The organism is Aeromonas sp. 25-248, from assembly GCF_053005425.1.
The window spans coordinates 66,272-86,042 of record NZ_JBRKTB010000014.1 but is presented as its reverse complement, the minus strand read 5'-3'; the positions used below and the strand labels follow the sequence as shown (position 1 = coordinate 86,042).

Below are 19,771 nucleotides of genomic sequence, written 5' to 3'. Positions count from 1 at the left end.
CTAAAAATGCGTTATTCCTGAATCTGCTTGTCTTGCAGCAGACGCTGTTGCAGTTGATGGTCGCGCAGGAAGGCATTGATGCGCTCGCGTTGCTCCTGCATCTGCTGCTCGCTCAGACCTTGCTGACGCACACCGGTCCGGCTGCCATCCTGGGGATAGTGCACGCTCACCGGCGCAGCACTGCCACCCACGGGTATGGTATTGAGCACCGGGCTGGTCGGCACACCGTCCTTGCCCTGGTACTGCTGCACGCCGAAGATGACGGCGGCAGCCACGGAGGCGGCAATGGCATACTGCCCCACTTGCTGGCCAAAGCGGCGAACGAAGGGGATCACCTTGCCGGCGGGCTGCACCTGGGGCGCAGCAGGCTGTGCCGGCTTGGGCGCCAGTATGGCGGGTTCATCCTCCAGCGCCAGCATGATGCTGTCGCTGAGATCCAGTTGCAGATTGACCGGCAGGTCACCCCGCATGGCATCACCGATCAGATGGTAACGCGACCAGGTATCCTGCAGAGCGGGATCCGTTCCCAGCTCGTTCAGTACCTCGATTTCGCTGAGGTCGCCATCCATCAGGGCTGAAAGTTGCTCTTTATTTGCCATAAGTTTGCCTGTCTTTCCCCAGTTAATGCTCGATCAGAGGTTGCAGCTTTTTATCGATTGCTTCCCTCGCCCGGAAGATGCGGGATCTCACCGTACCCACAGGGCAATCCATGATCTCCGCAATCTCCTCGTAGCTCAGCCCTTCCATTTCACGAAGGGTGATCGCCGTTCTCAAATCTTCTGGCAAGGCTTCTATGGCGGTAAACACGGTGCGCTTGATCTCGTCGGTCAGCGCCAGGTTTTCCGGGGTGGCCACCTCTTGCAGGGCTTCACCACCACCATAATATTCAGCCTCGTCCGCTTCGACATCACTGCTGGGCGGTCTGCGCCCCTGTGACGTCAGGTAGTTTTTGGCCGTGTTGACGGCAATCCGGTACAACCAGGTGTAAAACGCGCTCTCGCCACGGAATGTCGGCAACGCACGGTAGGCCTTGATGAATGCCTCCTGCGCCACATCCGGTACATCGCCCGGATTGTTGACATACCTGGCCACCAGGTTGACCACCTTGTGCTGGTACTTGCGTACCAACAGGTTGAATGCATTTTTATCGCCACGCTGGACCCGTTCAACCAGCTGTTCGTCCAGTAGATTCTGGTCGCTCATCAGAGCCGTAAAACCCCCATCAGGTTATCGTTTTTCTTTTCCGGCCCCTTCTAAGCGCACAAGTTCAGACAGGAGGAATCAGGGAAAGTTCGCTTGCATTGAAAAAAATGTGATGCGGGCTGCATCACAACCCCCCTTGGGCTACCATGGGGCCAGTTCTTAATCCAGGCCAATGATACTTATGAAAGCAAGTGTTGAATACCTTTGCGACGTACTCATCATTGGCAGCGGTGCCGCCGGTCTGTCCCTCGCGTTGCGATTGGCAGACCAGGCCAAAGTCCTGGTTCTGAGCAAGGGGCCCATCAGTGAGGGGGCCACTCTCTATGCGCAAGGAGGCATCGCTGCCGTGTTCGACGAGACCGACAGCATCGAATCCCACGTGAGCGACACGCTCAACGCCGGCGCCGGGTTGTGCGACCCGGCGGTGGTGGAGTTCACCGCCCGCAACGCCCGCGACTCCATCCAGTGGCTCATTCAGCAGGGGGTCCCCTTCGATCAGGAAGAGGATGCCGAGGGGGAATCCCACTATCACCTGACCCGGGAAGGGGGCCACAGCCATCGCCGCATCTTCCACGCGGCCGACGCCACCGGCAAGGCGGTGCAGCTCACCCTGATCGACCAGGTGCGCGCCCACCCCAACATCCAGCTGATGGAGCGCTTCAACGCGGTCGATCTCATCACCACCCGCAAGCTGGGTCTGCCGGGCAACAAGGTATTGGGAGCCTATGTCTGGAATCGCAACGCCGAGCAGGTCGAGGTGATCCGCGCCCGCTTCGTGGCGCTGGCCACCGGCGGGGCCTCCAAGGTGTACCAATACACCTCCAACCCCGATGTGAGCTCTGGCGACGGCATCGCCATGGCGTGGCGCGCCGGCTGCCGGGTGGCGAACCTGGAGTTCAACCAGTTCCACCCCACCAGCCTGTTCCACCCGGACGACCCCAACTTCCTGCTGACCGAAGCGCTGCGTGGCGAGGGGGCCTATCTGCGCCGTCCCGACGGCAGCCGCTTCATGCCGGAGTTTGACGAGCGGGCCGAGCTGGCCCCGCGGGACATCGTCGCCCGCGCCATCGACCACGAGATGAAGCGCCTCGGGGCGGATTGCATGTATCTGGACATCAGCCACAAGCCGGCGGATTTTATCATCAAGCACTTCCCGACCATTTATGAGCGCTGCCTCGCGGTCGGTATCGACATCACCAAGGAGGCGATGCCCATCGTCCCGGCGGCCCACTACACCTGTGGCGGCGTGATGATCGACAACAACGGCCAGACCGACATCCCCGGCCTCTATGCCATCGGCGAGGTGACCTATACCGGGTTGCACGGCGCCAATCGCATGGCCTCCAACTCCCTGCTCGAATGCGTGGTCTATGCCCACCAGGCGGGAGCCGACATCCTGGCCAAGCTGCCCACCAGCGTGGCGCCCCCCAGCCTGCCGGCCTGGGACGAGAGCCAGGTGGATGACTCGGACGAGCAGGTGGTGATCCAGCACAACTGGCACGAGCTGCGGCTGATGATGTGGGACTACGTGGGCATAGTGCGCACCAACAAGCGCCTGGCCCGGGCCAAGCGTCGCATCGATCTGCTCAAGCAGGAGGTGCAGGAGTACTACGCCAACTTCCGGGTCTCCAACAACCTGCTGGAGCTGCGCAACCTGTTGCAGGTGGCCGAGCTCATCGTCAACTGCGCCCTGGAGCGCAAGGAGTCTCGCGGTTTGCACTACAACCTGGATTATCCGGACATGCAGCCAGACTCCAAGCCGACCGTGCTGACCCCGGATCGGGAATGACGCCGGATCAGGAATAAGGCCGTTGCGTGCGATTCGGGCGTATGCCCTCCCCCAGATGACCCCGCCCAGGCGGGGTCATCTGCTATGAGCGGCAGATGTGGCAGGTAGAGAGAGACGCCCCTAGCGGACAGCGAGGTGGATGGCGCGGGCCAGGGTGCGGTAGTGTGCAGGGGCCAGGGCATCGGAGAAGAGCCAGAGCTGCCCCTCGGAGCCCTCCACCGTCTTCAGCCGCAACCAGAGCACCCCGGGCAGGATGCGGCTGCGGGGATCCAGCCGATGGCGCCCCCCTTGCCACTCGAGCCACTCCCCATCCCAGACGAGCACGCCGCTCGCCGCCGGATGGCGGCGCAACGCGCGCCACAGACTCAGCCCCCAGACAGGGAGGAACAGCCCCCATTGCCAGCCCTGGATCAGGCTGGCGACGGGCAAGAGCAGCAACAGAAACAGGATGCACAGCAGCAGACGCTGCTGGCGGGAGGCGATCACGGGCATCACTACCCGCTGGGAAGACGCGAGGCTGGCCATGAGGGGTGGCGGTCGCGAGTCGGACTCAGCGCAAGCTGTCGTGACGGGCCTGGTTGCGCTCGAGGATCAGGGGGATCATGGCGGCAAAAGCGGGATCCTCAGGCACGCCGTGACCCATGCACCAGCGGAACAGCTCGGGATCCTCGCACTCCAGCAGGCGGATGAAGGTGAGCTGTTCGGCCTCGCCGAGGCCATCGAACTCGTGCTCAAAGAAGGGCATAAAGATCACATCCAGCTCGAGCATGCCGCGACGGCAGGCCCACTTCAGGCGGGACTTCTCACTTGGGTTCAACATGGAACTCTCCTTACAAAGACCGGGGAATGGTAGCAGCAGGATTTTCCGGCTGACAAACATTCCTTACGTCTTTACCATGCAGGTCACATACTTTCTGTCTCTGGAATCCCATCGTGAGCCTGCCGACCCCTCTTCTTCCTGCCGAGCCGACCCTGTTTTCCCTGACCAATCTGGCCATCACCCGCCTCGGCGGCCCGGATCGCGCCAAGTATCTGCAAGGTCAGGTCACCTGCGACGTCAACGCCCTGCAACCGGGCCAGAGCACCCTCGGCGGCCACTGCGATCCCAAGGGCAAGCTGTGGAGCGATTTTCGCCTGCTCTGCCTGGAAGACAGCCTGCTGATGCTGACCAAGCCCTCGGTGCTGGCCCGCCAGCTGCCGGAGCTCAAGAAGTTTGCGATCTTTGCCAAGGTCGAGATCGGCGAGTTTCAGGGCAGCCTGACCGGACTGGCCGGTCAGGGGACGGACGACTGGATGGCACAGCACTTCGCGCTGACCGGCACCGGTCTGGTGGAGGGCGGCATGGCAGTCAGGGTGGAGGCGGACCGCTGGCTGCTGGCGAGCACATCCCCGCTGGCCCTGAACCTGCCGGTGGGCGACGAAGAACTCTGGTGGGGGCTGGAAATCAAAGCCGGTCTCCCTCATCTGGAAGCGGTCCATCAGGGGGAATACATCCCCCAGATGCTGAACCTGCAAGCTCTTGATGGCATCAGTTTCAACAAGGGCTGCTACATGGGGCAGGAGACGGTGGCGCGCGCCAAGTATCGCGGCGCCAACAACCGCGCCCTCTTCGTGCTGAGCGGCACTGCCGCAACGCAGGTAGCCAGCGGTGACACCCTGGAGATCCAGCTCGGTGACAACTGGCGCCGCAGCGGTCTGGTGCTCAACGCCTGGCAGCAGCAGGGTCAGGTGTGGCTCACCGCAGTGCTGCCCAAGGACACCGAGGCCGACGCCCGCTTCCGCCTCAAGCTGGAAGAGGGCTCCAGCCTCGGTCTGCAGCCCCTGCCCTATGCGTTGATCGACTGAATCCCCCCTAGCGAGGCACTCGCGCCAGCAGTGCCTCCTGCAACCAGCGCCCCGCCTGCCCGAGCGGGCGGGCGCGATACCACTGCAACTCCAGCGCCAGTTCCGCCTCGGCGATGAAGTCCGGCTTGAGCACCACCAGCTCCCCCCGCGCCAGGGGCCGGTGCAGCAGAAACTCGGGCACCGCCGCCCATCCCAGCCCCAGTTTCACCAGCTCCAGGATCCCGAGATCCCCCTCCACCCACCACACTTGCGCCGAGAGGCGGAAGCGATGGCGCTCCGTCCCCTCCCGCCGTCCGGTCACCATCAACTGGCGAGCCCCTTGCAGGTCACTCTCCTTCAACGGCGTCTTGTGGGCCAGGGGGTGATCCGGAGAGACCACCAGGGGCATGGTGACCGTCCCCAGGGAGCGGGAGACCAGCTCCCGCTCGGGGTGCGCCTTCTGATAGCTGATGCCGAGCTGGGCACGGCCGCTCTTGAGCAGCTCGGTCACGTCCTCCATCAGCGGGAACAACAGCTCCAGCTCCACCGCCGGGTAGCGGCTGGCGAACTCCTCCAGCAGGGAACCAAGCCAGGGCAGGTGGGAGTCATCGTCGATGGCCAGGGTGAGGCGCGACTCGACGCCGTTGGCCAGCTCGCCGGCGATGGCCTGCAGTCGCTCGCTCTGGGCCAGCAGCACCCCCGCCTCCTGACAGATGCGGGCCCCCGCCTCGGTCAGCACGGGATAGCGGCCGCTGCGATCGAACAGCGCAAGGCCGAGATCGATCTCCAGGTTGGCGATGGCGGCACTCACCACCGACTGGGCCTTTCCCAGCCTGCGCGCCGCCGCCGAGAACGACCCGGTCTCGGCCGTCGCCAGCAATGCCTTGAAGTGTTCCAGTGAAGGGGTCATGAGCCTGCTCCGCCGTGCTGTTGTGTCGTCACATCTATCTATTTTAGCGATAGATACCAACGTGAATCTATCCGGTTTTGGCGATACATTGCCGCCATTCCCTGACCAAAGAGAGAGACAGACCATGCGTACGACCCGTGACCGCCTGCGCCACGCCATCGGCTTCGAATTGATTGGCCTGCTGATCGCCGCCCCGCTGGCCAGCTGGGTGACCGGCGTCGGGCTCAACCACATTGGCCCCCTGGCCCTGTTCTTCTCGGTGGTCGCCACCGTCTGGAACTATGTCTACAACATCGGGGTGGACAAGCTGCTGCTGCGCTATCAGGGCCACACCCACAAGGCGCTGTGGCAGCGGGTGCTGCACACCCTGGGGTTCGAGGGGGGCCTGCTGATCGTGGCCCTGCCGGTGATGTCCTGGTGGCTCGACATCGGCCTGCTGGAGGCGCTGGTGCTGGATATGGGCTTCGTGCTCTTCTACCTGGTCTATGCCTTCGTCTACAACTGGAGTTACGACAAGGTGTTCCCCATTCCCATGGGACAGGTGCAGAAGGTGCTGGGATAAGCGATTCGAGGGGTAAGGGCGAGGCACCATCATGCGATGGCATGATGGTGCTGAAGAGGGCCTCGCGGGGTCAGGCCTGTGCCTTGACCTCTTCCGGCGGGGTATCGTCCTGCCTGGTTTCCTGGCGCATCATGGCTTCGAGGTCGCTCTGGTACTGGTTCAGCATGCGCTGGGCCGCCACCATGTCCCCCTTGTGCAGGCGTTCGAACAGATGATGCTGCACCACGCCGTTGAGGTACTCCACCGTGATGGGTTGCTCCAACGCCGACAACAGCTCCTCTTTTTCCAGCTCCGCATTGATCTCGTCGACACTGGTACGCAGCAGACCGGCCAGTTGCACCAGCATGCGGCGCTCCCCTTCACGCAACAGGCTCAACATGCGGTTTCTCTGCTGCTCATTCTGTTGGGTCATACATTTCCTTACGTAGAATTGGAACAAGCCCGCTCATTCTGCCCTGTCCTTTTCACAGCGTCCATCTCGGGCGCATGACTTATTCCGGGTGCGGGGGGCCGGGTGCTATTTGCCCCCCGGCCCGGTATAGTAACGGCTGATCCAGGGGGCCCGTGCGCCCCGTTGCCGAGACCGTCCATCCCTATGACCGATGCCATTCTGGTGCTCTGCACCTGCCCCGACGAGACCAGTGCAGACCGCCTCTGCGAGCAGCTGCTCGACCAGCGCCTCGCCGCCTGCATCAACCAGCTGCCCGGGGTCACCTCCGTCTATCGCTGGCAGGGCAAGACGGAGCGAACCCGGGAGATCCAGCTCGTCATCAAGAGTCGGGCCGCGCTGTTCGAACCCCTGCGCCAGTGCATTCTCGCCCACCATCCCTACGAGGTACCGGAGATCCTGGCGCTCCCCGCAAGCCAGGGCCACCCTGCCTATCTCGACTGGTTGACACAGGAGACCTCATGACCGCCTCTCACCCCCTCTCCTTCCTGCTGATGCTGCTGGGTCTGCTCTGCGTCCTGACGACGGCCCCCGCCCGGGCCAGCAGCCAGGATCTGCTCGGCAGCCTCGGCATCGAGACCCAGCCCAGATTCCTCAAGGTGGATCAGGCCTTCGCCCTCGAGAGCGAACAACAGGGTGATCGGCTGCTGCTCCGGATACGCATCGCCGACGGCTACTACCTCTATCGCCACAGTATCCGTGTGAAGGGAGAGAACCTCGCCTTCGACGAGCCCGTCCTGCCCCCCGGCACCGAGCACGAGGATGACTTCTTCGGCAAGAGCCGGGTCTATTACCAGGAGGTGCAGATCCCCGTGGCACTGACCCGGGTCGGGGACGCGGCCAGCCTCACCCTGAGTTACCAGGGCTGTACCGAGGGACTCTGCTACCCACCCACCGACAAGCGGATCGCCGTCGAGCCCCTCGCCGCCCCCGCCCGGGCGGAAGCGTCGGCCAGCCTTCAGGGCACCGACGTGCCTGGCAGCCAGCAGGACAGGCTGGCGGCCGCCCTCGGCAGCCAGGGGTTCTGGATCAGCGTCGCCGCCTTCTTCGCCCTGGGTCTCGGCCTCGCCTTCACCCCCTGCGTCTTCCCCATGTATCCCATCCTGACCGGGATCATCGCCGGGGCCGGGCATCGCCTCTCCACCCGTCGCGCCTTCCTGCTCTCCTTCGTCTATGTGCAGGGGATGGCGGTCACCTATACCCTGCTCGGGCTCGTCGTCGCCTCGGCGGGCCTGCAATTCCAGGCGGCTCTGCAGCACCCCTATGTGCTCATCGGCCTCTCGGTGATGTTCGTGCTGCTCGCCCTCTCCATGTTCGGGCTCTACACCCTGCAACTGCCGAGCAGCCTGCAAACCCGCCTCTCGGGCTTCTCCAACCGCCAGCAGGGCGGATCCGTGGCCGGCGTCGCCATCATGGGCATGATCTCGGGACTGGTCTGCTCCCCCTGCACCACGGCGCCGCTCTCCGGGGCCCTCATCTACGTGGCCCAGAGTGGCGATCTCTGGCTCGGCGGTGCGGCCCTCTATGCCCTCTCCCTGGGCATGGGGCTGCCGCTGCTCTTGCTCGGCACCTCTGGCGGCAAGCTGCTGCCCAGGGCCGGCGCCTGGATGGATGTGATCAAGCAACTCTTCGGTTTTGCGCTGCTGGCGGTACCCATACTGCTGCTCTCAAGGCTCCTGAGCGACCAGATGTCCACCCTGCTCTGGCTCGGCTGGGGGCTGGTGCTGTGCGGTTATCTCTATCACCACAACCAGCATCGCGCCCATTCGGTGGGCAAGAGCCTCGGCGGCTTCGTCCTGCTGCTGGGGATGATGGGCCTTGTGGTGGTGGGCAAGGATCTGCTGCTGCCACCCGAGGGGGCCAATGCCGCCGCCCAGACCCAGGCCCCCCGATTCATCCGCATCAAGACCCTGGACGATCTCAAGGTGCAGCTTGCCGCCGCCCGCGGCAAGCCGGTGCTGCTGGATCTCTACGCCGACTGGTGCGTGGCCTGCAAGGAGTTCGAGCACAAGACCTTCAGCGACCCCGATGTGCAGGCGCGCTTCAGCGAGATGGTGCTGCTGCAGGCGGACGTCACCGCCAACGACGACGCCGACGTGGATCTGCTCAACGGCCTCAACGTGCTGGGATTGCCGACCCTCCTCTTCTTCGATCGCGATGGCAACGAGGTGAACGGCCAGCGGGTGACCGGCTTCATGGGGCCTGCCGAATTTCTCGGCCAGCTGGACAAGCTGCGCTAGATGGAGCTTCGGCGTCTGTCAGCGTTTCACCCAGAGCACAGGGGCTGGCTGGAGGAAGTTGTCATGGCAGCCCCAGCCTACAGCTGGCTGACCGAAAGCAAGGGGCCTGCCCCTGCTGATGCCGAAGAGATACTCAAGGTCTGTCCATCGGGGATGGGGCAAGAGGACAAGTTTGTGCTGGCCGTGCTGGAGGGGGAAGAATTGCTTGGCTGCGTCGATCTCATCCGTGGCTATCCCACGCCGGATACCGCCTATCTCGGTCTGCTGCTGTTGAAGGAGTGCAGGCAAGGCCGTGGCATCGGCAGCCAAGTCGTCCTACGGCTCATGGAGATGGCGGCAAACTGGGGTTGCACCAACATGCGGCTCGGGGTCATAGAAACCAACCTGCCAGCCCTGCATTTTTGGACCAAGCACGGCTTCCAGCAAGTAGATCGCAAACAGATCGCCGGGTTCAGCGGCGATACCCTGGTCATGACCTGCATCGTTCGCCGTCCCCTTACCTCGGACCTGCCATAGACTGCTGATTTTTCTGGCTATCCCTTGTATCTGGCCCGTACCGTGGCAAACTTTGCCCCTCCTGTCTCGCATCATCCGGAGTTTTGATGAAAAAGTGGTTCATCCCCCTGCTGGCCCTCTGGCTTTATGGCTGCAACGCAGGTCCCGGTGAAGAGACCATCCAGAGCCAGGTCACCGCCAGGTTGCAGGCGGGCACAGATGCTGACCTGTTCGACATCCGCGACTTCGCCGTGCTCGGCAAGGAAGAGCGGATGGAGGGGGTCTATCTGGTCAAGGTGAGCTACCAGCTCCACTTCAAGCAGGGACTGGATCAGTTGCAGGTGCTGCACGACGAGGATCTCGTCTATGACAGGGTCGGCCCCTTCCAGCAGGAGATGGGGCTCATGGAGCTCGAGCGCAAATATGGCGACTTCGAGGCAGGCCAGACCCTGGCGCAGGAGACCCAGGTCTGGATGATGAAGACGGAGCAGGGCTGGCGCCTGGCCGAGCCAGACGCGACCCAGCAGGGATAAGCCCGAACCCCACCCTCCCCCTAGAGCAGATCCTTCAGCCGATACCAGAGCATCCCGAGCGCCAGCAACGGAGAGCGCAGCGCCGGGCCACCCGGGAAGGTCATGTGAGGGACGCGGCTGAAGAGATCGAAGCCCCGGCTCTCCCCCTTGATCGCCTCCGCCACCAGCTTGCCCGCCATGTGGGTGGCATTGAGGCCATGGCCCGAATAGGCCTGGGCATAGAAGACGTTGGGATGCTGCTCGAGGCGGCCTATCTGGGGCAGCCGGTTGGCGCCTATGCCTATCATGCCCCCCCACTGGAACTCGATGGCGGTACCCGCGAGCTCGGGGAAAACCCGCAGCAGCTTGGGCAGCATAAACGCCTTGATGTCCTTGGGATCGCGCCCCGAGTAGTTGCAGGCCCCGCCGAACAGCAGGCGACCGTCCGCCGACAGCCGATAGTAGTCGAGCGCCACATTCTGATCGCACACCGCCATGTTCTGTGGCAGCAAGCGCTGGCGCAGGCGCTTCTCCAGCACCTGGGTGGCGAGAATGTAGGAGCCCGCTGGCAGCACCTTGCCCCCGAGATCGGGCTGGAGGTCGCCCAGGTAAGCGTTGCAGCCGATCACCAGGTAGTCCGCGCTGACCCGGCCGTGGGCCGTGGTCACCTCGACCCGCTCGCCGTAGTCGATATGGGTCACCCTTGAGTGTTCGAACAGGGAGACCCCGAGACTGGCTGCCGCACGCGCTTCGCCGAGAGCCAGGTTGAGAGGATGCAGGTGACCGGAGCCCATGTCGATCATCCCGCCGATATAGCGATCCGACCCGACCACGGTGTGCATCTCCTCCCGCGCCACCATTTTCAGTGCGTGCCGGTAACCCAGGCTCGCCAGGTGTTCGGCATCCTCCTCGAACCCCCTCAGGTGGCGCGCCTTGGTGGCGAGATCGCAATAGCCCCAGGTGAGATCGCACTCAATGTTGAAACGCTCGACCCGCTCGCGCACCAGCTGCACCGCTTCGATCCCCATGAGATCCAGCTCCCGCACGCCCGCCTCGCCAATCCAGCGGGCGAACTGGCTGGTATCGTGGCCGATGCCGCGGATCAGCTGGCCGCCGTTGCGCCCCGACGCTCCCCAGCCAATGCGGTTCGCCTCCAGCAGCACCACCTTGTAGCCGGCATCGGCCAGGTTGATAGCGGTGTTGAGGCCGGTGAAACCGCCACCGATGACGCAGACGTCCGCATCCAGCTCACCACTGAGCTCGGGCCACTGCCGATGGTCGTTGCGAGTGGCCGCGTAATAGGAGGCCGTGTGTTCCTGATGTCCCTGTCTTCCTGTCTGCATGCTCAGCATCCTGCCTGGTTGCATTCGTTTACTAAATTAAACGGGTGTCATCGATAATACCCAGCCCCCCATCCCCAATCCAGCCCGTCAGGATCACAGAAATGCAAAAGGCGCCCCAAAGGGCGCCTTTTCATGCAATCAAGGTACTGCGAATTACAGTACGTCGATGGCGTTCAGGTCGGAGAAGGCCTTCTCCAGACGCGCGATCATGGAAGTCTGACCGGCACGCAGCCATACGCGCGGATCGTAGAACTTCTTGTTCGGCTTGTCGGCACCTTCCGGGTTGCCCAGCTGGCCTTGCAGATAGGCTTCGTTGGATTTGTAGAAGTTCAGCACGCCTTCCCAGGTCGCCCACTGGGTGTCGGTGTCGATGTTCATCTTCACCACGCCGTAGGAGATGGATTCGCGGATCTCTTCCAGGGTAGAGCCGGAGCCACCGTGGAACACGAAGTCCAGGGACTTGGCAGGCAGACCGAACTTCTCGGAGACGTACTTCTGGGAGTTGTCCAGGATCTTCGGAGTCAGCTTGACGTTACCCGGCTTGTACACACCGTGCACGTTGCCGAAGGAGGCAGCGATGGTGAAGCGCGGGCTGATCTTGGACAGACGCTCGTAGGCGTAGGCCACGTCTTCCGGCTGGGTGTACAGGGAGGATTGGTCCAGATGGCTGTTGTCCACGCCGTCTTCTTCACCGCCGGTGCAGCCCAGTTCCAGTTCCAGAGTCATGTTCATCTTGGCCATGCGAGTCAGGTACTCGCAGCAGATGTCGATGTTCTCTTCCAGAGACTCTTCGGACAGATCCAGCATGTGGGAGGAGAACAGCGGCTTGCCGGTTTCGGCGAAGTGCTTCTCGCCCGCGTCCAGCAGACCGTCGATCCACGGCAGCAGCTTCTTGGCTGCGTGGTCGGTGTGCAGGATCACCGGCACACCGTAGGCTTCGGCAACGGCGTGCACGTGCTTGGCACCGGAGATGGCACCCAGGATGGCAGCTTGCTGGCCTTCCAGCTTCAGACCCTTGCCGGCGGTGAACACGGCACCACCGTTGGAGAACTGTACGATAACCGGGGCTTTGACCTTGGCAGCAGCTTCCAGCACGGCGTTCACGGAGTCGGTACCGACGCAGTTGACGGCCGGCAGAGCGAAGCCGTTTTCCTTGGCGATGGCGAACACTTTCTGAACGTCATCACCAGTGATCACGCCGGGTTTTACGAAGTCGAAAATTTTCTTAGACATGTTTAATCGTCCTGTCTCGTATGCCGTTAATAAAAAGTGGGGGGTTCATCATGAACCGGCACAGCGGCCACATGATAAACGAAACGGGAGGCTTTTGCCCCCCGTCCCGGGTCAATTAGGCTTTGGCGCGCTCTTCGAGAATCGCGACAGCCGGCAGTACCTTGCCTTCTACGAACTCCAGGAAGGCGCCGCCGCCGGTGGAGATGTAGGAGACCTTGTCGGCGATGCCGAACTTGTCGATGGCAGCCAGGGTGTCACCACCGCCAGCGATGGAGAAGGCCGGGGAAGCGGCGATGGCTTCGGCGATCACCTTGGTGCCTTCAGCGAACTGGTCGAACTCGAACACGCCGACCGGGCCGTTCCACAGGATGGTCTTGGCGTTCATGATGATGTCGGCCAGGGCCTTGGCGGAATCCGGACCGATGTCGAAGATCATGTCGCCGTCAGTCACGTCGGACACGGACTTGATGGTGGCCGGGGTGGATTCGGAGAATTCGCTACCCACAACCACGTCGGTGGTCACCGGAATGTTGGTTTCGGCAGCCAGTTTCTTGGCGGTGTCGATCAGATCGTGCTCGCACAGGGACTTGCCGACGTTGTGACCGGCAGCAGCGATGAAGGTGTTGGCGATGCCACCACCGACCACCAGCTGGTCAGCGATCTTGGAGAGGGATTCCAGCACGGTCAGCTTGGTAGAGACCTTGGAGCCGCCAACGATGGCAACCATGGGGCGCTCGGGCTTGAGCATGGCTTTGCCCAGGGCTTCCAGTTCACCGGCCAGCAGGGGGCCTGCACAGGCAACCGGCGCGAACTGGGCCACACCGTAGGTAGAACCTTCGGCGCGGTGAGCAGTACCGAACGCATCCATTACAAAGACGTCACACAGGGCGGCGTATTTTTTGGCCAGCTCTTCGGTGTTCTTCTTCTCGCCTTTGTTGAAGCGGCAGTTTTCCAGCACAACCAGCTCACCGGCGGCGACGTCTACGCCATCCAGGTAGTCTTTGGCCAGACGAACCGGGCAGGACAGTGCGTCTTTCAGATAGTTGACAACCGGAGCCAGGGAGAATTCTTCGTTGTATTCACCCTCGGTCGGACGACCCAGGTGGGAGGTGATCATCAGCTTGGCGCCCTTTTCCAGAGCCAGCTTGATGGTCGGCAGAGTCGCAACGATACGTGCATCGGAAGTGACCTTGCCGTCTTTTACCGGCACGTTCAGGTCAGCACGGATCAGAACGCGTTTGCCCGCCAGATCCAGGTCGGTCATCTTGATAACAGACATATTCAGTCCTCTATATATTTTCAGGTAATGTTAAAAAAACAGTAACCTTGCGCCCGGTGCAGACTTTCAGCCTGCGGCCATCATGGCCCGGGTGGTATCCAGCATGCGGTTGGCGAAGCCCCATTCGTTATCGCACCACATCAACATCTTGACGAGGTTGGCATCGCTGACCCGGGTCTGGGTACCATCAATGATGCAGGAGTGTGCATCATGATTAAAGTCTACGGAGACCAGTGGCTCTTCCGTGTAGTCCAGAATACCGTGTAATGTACCTCTGGATGCCCGTTGCAGGGCTTGATTTACGTCACTAACTGTCACTTTTTTACGAACAGTAATGCTCAGATCCATGGCGGTTACATTGATGGTGGGTACCCGCACCGCGATCGCCTCGAACTTGCCGGCGAAGTGGGGAAGGATACGTTCCAACCCCTTTGCCAGCTTGGTATCCACCGGGATGATGGACTGGCTGGCCGCCCGGGTTCTGCGCAAGTCGCCGTGATAGGCATCGATGACTTGCTGATCGTGCATGGCCGAATGAATTGTCGTAATAGTACCACAATTTATCTCGAATTCTCGATGCAATGTTTCGATGACGGGGACCACGCAGTTGGTGGTGCAGGAGGCGTTGGAGACGATCCGCTCCCGCCCGGTCAGCACCTGGTGGTTGACCCCGTAGACGATGGTGGCGTCCACGTCCGCGTCCGCCGGATGGGAGAAGAGCACCTTGCCCGCTCCCGCCCCCAGATGCAGCTCGGCATCGACACGGGAGCCAAACACTCCGGTGCAGTCCAGCACCACATCCACCCCCAGCGCCCGCCAGGGCAGCCTGGACGGATCCTTCTCGGCAAACAGGGCGATGAGATCCTCCCCCACCTGCATGCTGTTGCCCGCCAGTTGCACCGGATAGCGGAAGCGGCCGTGGCTGGTGTCAAAGCGGGTCAGGTGCACCATGGCCTCGGGGGCCGCCAGCTCGTTGATGGCCACTATCTTGATGGTCTTGTCGCGGCCGCTCTCGTAGAGGGCCCGCAGCACGTTGCGGCCGATGCGGCCATAGCCGTTGATGGCAATCTTGATCATGGAAACGTTGTGTCCTTAGCTGCGACAAAGGGATGGGAGGAAGGGGCGACTCACGAGAGCAGTGCCTCGCGAAAGACGCCGCGGGCCAGCAGTGCGGCACCGAATACACCGGCGCTGTCCCCCAGGGCCGGCGCTATCATGGGGGTGGCGAAGCGGGGGTTGAACAGGAAGGGCAATACCGTTTCGCGCCCGGCGCGATAGAGGCTCTGCACATTGCCCACGCCGCCACCGATGACGATGACGTCCGGATCGAGAATATTGATCACGTTGGCGAGGGCCTGGCCGAACAGCAGGTGCAACCTGTCCATGGTGAGCCTGGCGACATGATCATGGGCACTGGCCGCAGCAATCTGGGCGAGCGAGAGACGGCGCTTGGTCCTGGCCTCGTACCAGTCCTCCAGGGCCGGGCCGCTGATGAGGGTTTCGACGCAGCCGCGCTTGCCGCAGTAGCACTCTGGCCCCTCCGGCAACAGGACGTTGTGCCCCCACTCCCCGGCGATGCCGTGGTGACCGTTGAGGATCTGGCCGTTGATGACGATACCGGCCCCGACCCCGGTGCCCATGATGATGCCGAACACCACTTTTGCATCGGGATGATGCTGGCGCACCGCCCCCAGATGGGTTTCCGCCAGGGCGAAACAGTTGGCGTCGTTGGCGATGAGCACGGGGATGCCCAGCCTGCGCTCCAGATCTTCCTTGAGCGGCTTGCCGTTGAACTCGGTGGTGTTGCTGTTTTTCAGCAGCCCGGTCTGGGGGTCCCGGGCCCCCGGCGTCCCCATGCCGATGAGTGCAGGACGCTGACCGAGTTTGGCGGCACACTCGTCCACCAATTTGGCGATCTGGCCCAGCATGTGCTGGTAGCCGCCGTGCCGTTCAGTGGGAATGCGGTGGCGCAGCAACACCTCGTCGCCATCGAGCACCACGCACTCGCACTTGGTCCCGCCAAGGTCGATGCCCCAATCCCACGCCCGCTTCTCCATCCAGCCTCCTGCCCCTCAACGACCCCATCCCGGCCACGACTGCCAACATGGGGGTGCAGTGTAACCCGAGCCGCGACCAGGATGCAGCCCCCTGTGTCACGGACAGCAAAACGGGGCCCGCAGGCCCCGTTCATCACGCTGCTTGCCGCCCTCAGCGACCGTGGTACCGGGCGGAGAGTTCATGCACCGCGTTGACGAACACGCCGGCGTGTTCCGGGTCCACATCCTGATGGATGCCGTGCCCCAGGTTGAAGACATGACCGTTGCCATGACCAAAACCGGCCAGAATGGTGGCGACCTCTTCGCGGATCCGCTCCGGGGTGGCGTAGAGCATGGAGGGGTCCATGTTGCCCTGCAGCGCCACCTTGTCGCCCACCCGGCGTTTGGCGTCCGCGATGTCGGTGGTCCAGTCCAGCCCCAGGGCATCGCAGCCGGTGGCGGCGATCTGCTCCAGCCACTGGCCGCCGTTCTTGGTGAACAGGGTGACCGGCACACGGCGGCCCTCATGTTCACGGATCAGGCCATCGACGATCTTGTGCATGTACCGCAGGGAAAAGTCGCGGTAATCCCGCGGGGTGAGCACGCCGCCCCAGGTATCGAACACCATGACCGCCTGGGCACCCGCCCTGATCTGGGCGTTGAGATAGCTAATCACGCTGTCCGCCAGCTTGTCGAGCAGCAGGTGCAGGGTCTGCGGCTCTGCATACATCATCTGCTTGATCTTGGTGAAAGCCTTGGAGCTGCCCCCCTCCACCATGTAGGTGGCCAGGGTCCAGGGGCTGCCGGAGAAGCCGATGAGCGGCACGTCGCCCTTGAGCTCGCGGCGGATGGTGCGCACCGCATTCATCACGTAGCCGAGCTCGTCTTCCGGATCCGGGATGGGCAGGGCCTGCACCTCGGCCATGGAGGTGATCGGGCGCTCGAAGCGCGGGCCTTCCCCGTGTTCGAAGTAGAGGCCCAGCCCCATGGCATCGGGCACGGTCAGGATGTCGGAGAAGAGGATGGCGGCATCGAGTGGATAGCGGCGCAGGGGCTGCAGGGTGACTTCACAGGCCAGCTCGGCGTTGCGACACAGGGACATGAAATCCCCCGCAACGGCGCGGGTCGCCTTGTATTCCGGCAGATAACGGCCAGCCTGACGCATCATCCATACCGGGGTCATGTCCACTTCCTGGCGCAGCAGGGCACGCAGGTATCGATCGTTCTTCAGCTCTTTCATCCCAGTTCCTGAGTCATGTCACGCATAAAATGGCGGACATGATACCACTTTGTGCAAGGCTGAGGGCGACCCTGATGCCGCACAGCGCCGCAGGAGTGCAAAGATGTGAGGGGGCGCATACAAGCGCCCCCGTTTTCCCTCAACGCGCCTCGGCGAGGCACTGTTCGATGAGCCGCCGCGCTATGGTGCCATGAGGGGGCAAGCGCGGCAGCCGGTCAGCCTCAAAGAACCCTGCCGCCACCAGTTCGTCATCCTGCACCCGGATCTCGCCGCTCTCGTAGTCGGCGGTGAAGCCCATCATCAGGCTGTGGGGGAAGGGCCAGGGCTGGCTCGCCACGTAACGCACATTGGCCACCCGGATGCCGCTCTCCTCGAACACCTCCCGCGCCACGCACTGCTCCAGATTCTCCCCTGCCTCCACGAAGCCGGCCAGCACGGTATACATTGGATCATCCGCCTGATAGTGACGGCGGTGGGCTGCCAGCAAGATGGCCGGCCCCTTGCGCACCGCGACGATGATGCAGGGGGAGATGCGCGGATAGACGACATGGCCGTGATGACACCCCTGGGCCCACTCTCCTTCCCTCGGGGTCATGGGGGCGCCGCACTCACCGCAGAAACGATGGGTTCGGCGAAAAGTGGCGAGCTGCCAGGCCCGTCCTGCGAGGCGAAAGCCCTCTTCGTCCCCCGCCACCATGAGCTGGCGCAGCGGGGCCATGGCCCCGGTCTCCGCCTCAGCGCCCAGATCCAGCAGATGGCAAGGCTGGCCGTCCCACTCGTCGAAACGCTCGAAGGGGGCGGTGTGCAGATGGGGGGGCAAAACGGCGCGGGCCCCTTGTGGAATGCGCCCCTGTTCATCCAGCAGGACGAGGTGATCGCCCCCCAGCACGAACCAGAAGGCCTGTTCAGTTGATGACATATGATGAAGGCTCTTGTTGAGAATGCGCGCGGCACAGGATCGTTCGCCTCATCTTACGAGCGGGAAGGGCCGATGGCGACCCCCGACATGGCCCTCTTCTCGCCAGGCACGCCATGAAAAAAGGTCGCCTCTGGCGACCTTTCATCCTGTTGACCGCCGGGGCGATCAGTTCATCCAGCGCTCGCTGCTCTTGCGACGGCGCGGGAGCATGGGCAGGAGGATCCCGAGCAGGATGCCGCCCCCCACCATGGCACCACCGCGGATGAACCAGTCCATCTGCATGTCGTGCTCACGGTTGTCATAGCTCTGGGTCAGGGCGTCGTTCTGTTCCTTGAGGCTGCTCATCTCGGCGATCTGGCTGTCCAGACGGGCTTTGAGGCTGGCGATCTCCTTGCTCTGCTCGGCGATCTTGCCATCCTTCTCGGCGAAGCGTTTCTCGTTGTCGCCATTGAGGTTCAGCAGACGGGCCTTGGCTTCGTCCAGCTCTTTCTGAACCTGGGGAAGGCGTTCACGCAGGCTGATCTCTCCCTGCAGCTCGCTGTTCTTGATCCAGCCCTCGCGGCCACGACCGTCCACCACCTGGGTGAATCCGGCCTCCTGGTTCACCGCCTTGACCTCCAGCGGCTCACCGGCCTTGACGCTGCCGAGGATCCGGTACTGGGTACCCGGACCGTTGTGGATATAGGTAAAGATGTTGTCTGAAACATAGCGGGTATCGGCCAGTGCCTGTTGGGCACACAAGCAGATCAGGATCCCGAGAAGGGCGCGCATGGTCGATCGATTCTCTTCGTTGGATTAGGTTGCAGGCCGAATGTTAAGCCGCCTGCGGGTCAAAGGACAAGCAAAGAAAAGCGCCATCTCCCCGAGTGAGAGCTGTCTCGCAGCGCCGCCGGTTTGCCACGCGACCATTCCAGACGTCGTACCTACTTCTGTTTCAGCGCCTGCACCTCGGCGCGCAGGGCCTTGAGCTCTTTGAGCAGTTGCGCCTGCTGCTCGCTCTGCTGGCGTCGCCACACCGCGGTGTCGTCGTTGGTCTTGCCGGGATGGACGAACAGGCTGGCCATGAAGCCGCTGAGGGCGCCAAACAACCCCACGCCAAAGAGGATCAGCAGGCTGGCGACGAAGCGCCCCTCCTCCGTCTTGGGCACCAGATCCCCGTACCCCACGGTAGAGAGGGTCACCAGCGTCCACCAGAAGGCATCGTAAGGAGTCTGGATCTGGCTGCCGGGTTGCCCCGTTTCCAGCCAGTACATGACGCCGGAGCCGACCCCCAGCAACAGGAAGAAGAGGAAGAGAATGCCGGAGAGAGTGGTTTCGTTGCGTTCACGACGGAACATGGCCAGCAGATCCGGTCTGTCCCGGAGCAACTGGTAGACCCGCCACAGCTGGATGAGCCGCGCCCAGCGCAGTTGTTCCACCATGGGCAGGCTGCCGGGCAGATAGAACCAGTTGCTCTTGAAGAAGGCCATCCTGTCGGAGGCGCGCGCCCAGCCATAGGCGAAGTGAGCGAGGAAGAAGTAGCAGATCAGGCTGTCGACATCATAAAAGAGCTGCAGGGTCTGGGGGCTCAGTTCACCGTGCCCCAGCCAGCGAGCGGCCACCAGGCAGACCGAAATCACGGAGAGAAACCCCATCAGCAGATCCATGGTACGCAAATGAGTTAAGTGATGTCGCATACATTTTCCAACTTTAAGCACGGTGCAAATTAATAAAAAGGAAGATAATGCCGATAGCTATG

22 protein-coding genes are annotated in these 19,771 nt (G+C 62.6%); 7 read left to right on the top strand and 15 right to left on the bottom strand.

Annotated elements, in window-relative coordinates; genetic code table 11:
- Positions 1 to 11: 11 nt before the first annotated feature.
- Positions 12 to 599: a sigma-E factor negative regulatory protein gene (locus ACVDHI_RS17275; protein WP_041211670.1), complete on the bottom strand. Its 588-nt coding sequence runs from the start codon at positions 597 to 599 to the stop codon at positions 12 to 14.
- A 22-nt stretch (positions 600 to 621) separates the two neighbouring features.
- Positions 622 to 1,203, bottom strand: coding sequence for an RNA polymerase sigma factor RpoE (gene rpoE / locus ACVDHI_RS17270; RefSeq protein WP_010675645.1), 582 nt, complete (start codon positions 1,201 to 1,203; stop codon positions 622 to 624).
- A 181-nt stretch (positions 1,204 to 1,384) separates the two neighbouring features.
- On the opposite strand from rpoE, the gene nadB reads away from it, so the two are divergent.
- Entirely contained in the window at positions 1,385 to 2,992 is a 1,608-nt protein-coding gene (gene nadB, locus ACVDHI_RS17265; RefSeq protein ID WP_048208412.1) for an L-aspartate oxidase, read from the top strand.
- A gap of 120 nt (positions 2,993 to 3,112) precedes the next feature.
- Here the strand turns inward: nadB and ACVDHI_RS17260 are convergent, their stop codons facing one another.
- The gene (locus ACVDHI_RS17260; protein WP_039040608.1) at positions 3,113 to 3,484 is read right to left on the bottom strand and encodes a protein YgfX; all 372 of its coding nucleotides are present in this window, start codon (positions 3,482 to 3,484) and stop codon (positions 3,113 to 3,115) included.
- 58 nt (positions 3,485 to 3,542) lie between these two features.
- Positions 3,543 to 3,812 carry an FAD assembly factor SdhE gene (locus tag ACVDHI_RS17255; RefSeq protein WP_104452276.1) on the bottom strand — a complete coding sequence of 90 codons (270 nt, stop codon included), beginning with the start codon at positions 3,810 to 3,812 and terminating at the stop codon, positions 3,543 to 3,545.
- Positions 3,813 to 3,925: 113 nt separating this feature from the next.
- On the opposite strand from ACVDHI_RS17255, the gene ygfZ reads away from it, so the two are divergent.
- The gene (ygfZ, locus tag ACVDHI_RS17250; RefSeq protein ID WP_239054074.1) at positions 3,926 to 4,837 is read left to right on the top strand and encodes a tRNA-modifying protein YgfZ; all 912 of its coding nucleotides are present in this window, start codon (positions 3,926 to 3,928) and stop codon (positions 4,835 to 4,837) included.
- Positions 4,838 to 4,844: 7 nt separating this feature from the next.
- On the opposite strand, the gene ACVDHI_RS17245 is transcribed toward ygfZ, so the two are convergent.
- On the bottom strand, positions 4,845 to 5,726 hold the full coding sequence (locus ACVDHI_RS17245) for a LysR family transcriptional regulator (protein ID WP_010675650.1): 882 nt from the start codon (positions 5,724 to 5,726) through the stop codon (positions 4,845 to 4,847).
- Positions 5,727 to 5,850: 124 nt separating this feature from the next.
- On the opposite strand from ACVDHI_RS17245, the gene ACVDHI_RS17240 reads away from it, so the two are divergent.
- Positions 5,851 to 6,288 (top strand): PACE efflux transporter, encoded by a 438-nt coding sequence (locus tag ACVDHI_RS17240; RefSeq protein ID WP_447212329.1) that lies wholly within the window; start codon positions 5,851 to 5,853, stop codon positions 6,286 to 6,288.
- A gap of 70 nt (positions 6,289 to 6,358) precedes the next feature.
- Here ACVDHI_RS17240 and ACVDHI_RS17235 read toward each other — a convergent pair whose 3' ends face one another.
- Positions 6,359 to 6,700, bottom strand: coding sequence for a hypothetical protein (locus ACVDHI_RS17235; RefSeq protein WP_010675652.1), 342 nt, complete (start codon positions 6,698 to 6,700; stop codon positions 6,359 to 6,361).
- 183 nt (positions 6,701 to 6,883) lie between these two features.
- On the opposite strand from ACVDHI_RS17235, the gene cutA reads away from it, so the two are divergent.
- The 4 genes from cutA (at position 6,884) to ACVDHI_RS17215 (ending at position 10,004) form a co-directional block, all read left to right on the top strand.
- On the top strand, positions 6,884 to 7,201 hold the full coding sequence (gene cutA / locus ACVDHI_RS17230) for a divalent-cation tolerance protein CutA (RefSeq protein WP_010675653.1): 318 nt from the start codon (positions 6,884 to 6,886) through the stop codon (positions 7,199 to 7,201).
- Positions 7,198 to 8,976 (top strand): protein-disulfide reductase DsbD, encoded by a 1,779-nt coding sequence (locus tag ACVDHI_RS17225; protein WP_447212328.1) that lies wholly within the window; start codon positions 7,198 to 7,200, stop codon positions 8,974 to 8,976. The genes cutA and ACVDHI_RS17225 overlap by 4 nt, the downstream gene beginning before the upstream one ends.
- 63 nt (positions 8,977 to 9,039) lie before the next feature.
- Positions 9,040 to 9,492: a GNAT family N-acetyltransferase gene (locus tag ACVDHI_RS17220; RefSeq protein WP_324061390.1), complete on the top strand. Its 453-nt coding sequence runs from the start codon at positions 9,040 to 9,042 to the stop codon at positions 9,490 to 9,492.
- Positions 9,493 to 9,578: 86 nt separating this feature from the next.
- Positions 9,579 to 10,004 carry a hypothetical protein gene (locus ACVDHI_RS17215; protein ID WP_167826093.1) on the top strand — a complete coding sequence of 142 codons (426 nt, stop codon included), beginning with the start codon at positions 9,579 to 9,581 and terminating at the stop codon, positions 10,002 to 10,004.
- Positions 10,005 to 10,024: 20 nt separating this feature from the next.
- Here ACVDHI_RS17215 and ACVDHI_RS17210 read toward each other — a convergent pair whose 3' ends face one another.
- The 9 genes from ACVDHI_RS17210 to ACVDHI_RS17170 form a co-directional block, all read right to left on the bottom strand.
- Positions 10,025 to 11,326: an NAD(P)/FAD-dependent oxidoreductase gene (locus ACVDHI_RS17210; protein WP_201926458.1), complete on the bottom strand. Its 1,302-nt coding sequence runs from the start codon at positions 11,324 to 11,326 to the stop codon at positions 10,025 to 10,027.
- 153 nt (positions 11,327 to 11,479) lie between these two features.
- A complete protein-coding gene (fbaA, locus tag ACVDHI_RS17205; RefSeq protein ID WP_010675658.1) occupies positions 11,480 to 12,559 on the bottom strand; it encodes a class II fructose-bisphosphate aldolase in 1,080 nt (359 codons plus the stop codon).
- A 115-nt stretch (positions 12,560 to 12,674) separates the two neighbouring features.
- Positions 12,675 to 13,838, bottom strand: coding sequence for a phosphoglycerate kinase (locus ACVDHI_RS17200; RefSeq protein WP_039040546.1), 1,164 nt, complete (start codon positions 13,836 to 13,838; stop codon positions 12,675 to 12,677).
- Between the two features lie 66 nt (positions 13,839 to 13,904).
- Positions 13,905 to 14,915 (bottom strand): erythrose-4-phosphate dehydrogenase, encoded by a 1,011-nt coding sequence (gene epd / locus ACVDHI_RS17195; protein ID WP_139737293.1) that lies wholly within the window; start codon positions 14,913 to 14,915, stop codon positions 13,905 to 13,907.
- Between the two features lie 50 nt (positions 14,916 to 14,965).
- On the bottom strand, positions 14,966 to 15,895 hold the full coding sequence (locus ACVDHI_RS17190) for an ROK family protein (RefSeq protein WP_324059252.1): 930 nt from the start codon (positions 15,893 to 15,895) through the stop codon (positions 14,966 to 14,968).
- A 151-nt stretch (positions 15,896 to 16,046) separates the two neighbouring features.
- Positions 16,047 to 17,114: a uroporphyrinogen decarboxylase gene (gene hemE, locus ACVDHI_RS17185; protein WP_447212327.1), complete on the bottom strand. Its 1,068-nt coding sequence runs from the start codon at positions 17,112 to 17,114 to the stop codon at positions 16,047 to 16,049.
- A gap of 139 nt (positions 17,115 to 17,253) precedes the next feature.
- Positions 17,254 to 18,033 carry an NAD(+) diphosphatase gene (nudC, locus tag ACVDHI_RS17180; RefSeq protein WP_041213915.1) on the bottom strand — a complete coding sequence of 260 codons (780 nt, stop codon included), beginning with the start codon at positions 18,031 to 18,033 and terminating at the stop codon, positions 17,254 to 17,256.
- A 165-nt stretch (positions 18,034 to 18,198) separates the two neighbouring features.
- Entirely contained in the window at positions 18,199 to 18,804 is a 606-nt protein-coding gene (locus ACVDHI_RS17175) for a TIGR04211 family SH3 domain-containing protein (protein ID WP_447212326.1), read from the bottom strand.
- A gap of 152 nt (positions 18,805 to 18,956) precedes the next feature.
- On the bottom strand, positions 18,957 to 19,709 hold the full coding sequence (locus ACVDHI_RS17170) for a potassium channel family protein (protein WP_029314808.1): 753 nt from the start codon (positions 19,707 to 19,709) through the stop codon (positions 18,957 to 18,959).
- Between the last annotated feature and the right edge of the window lie 62 nt (positions 19,710 to 19,771).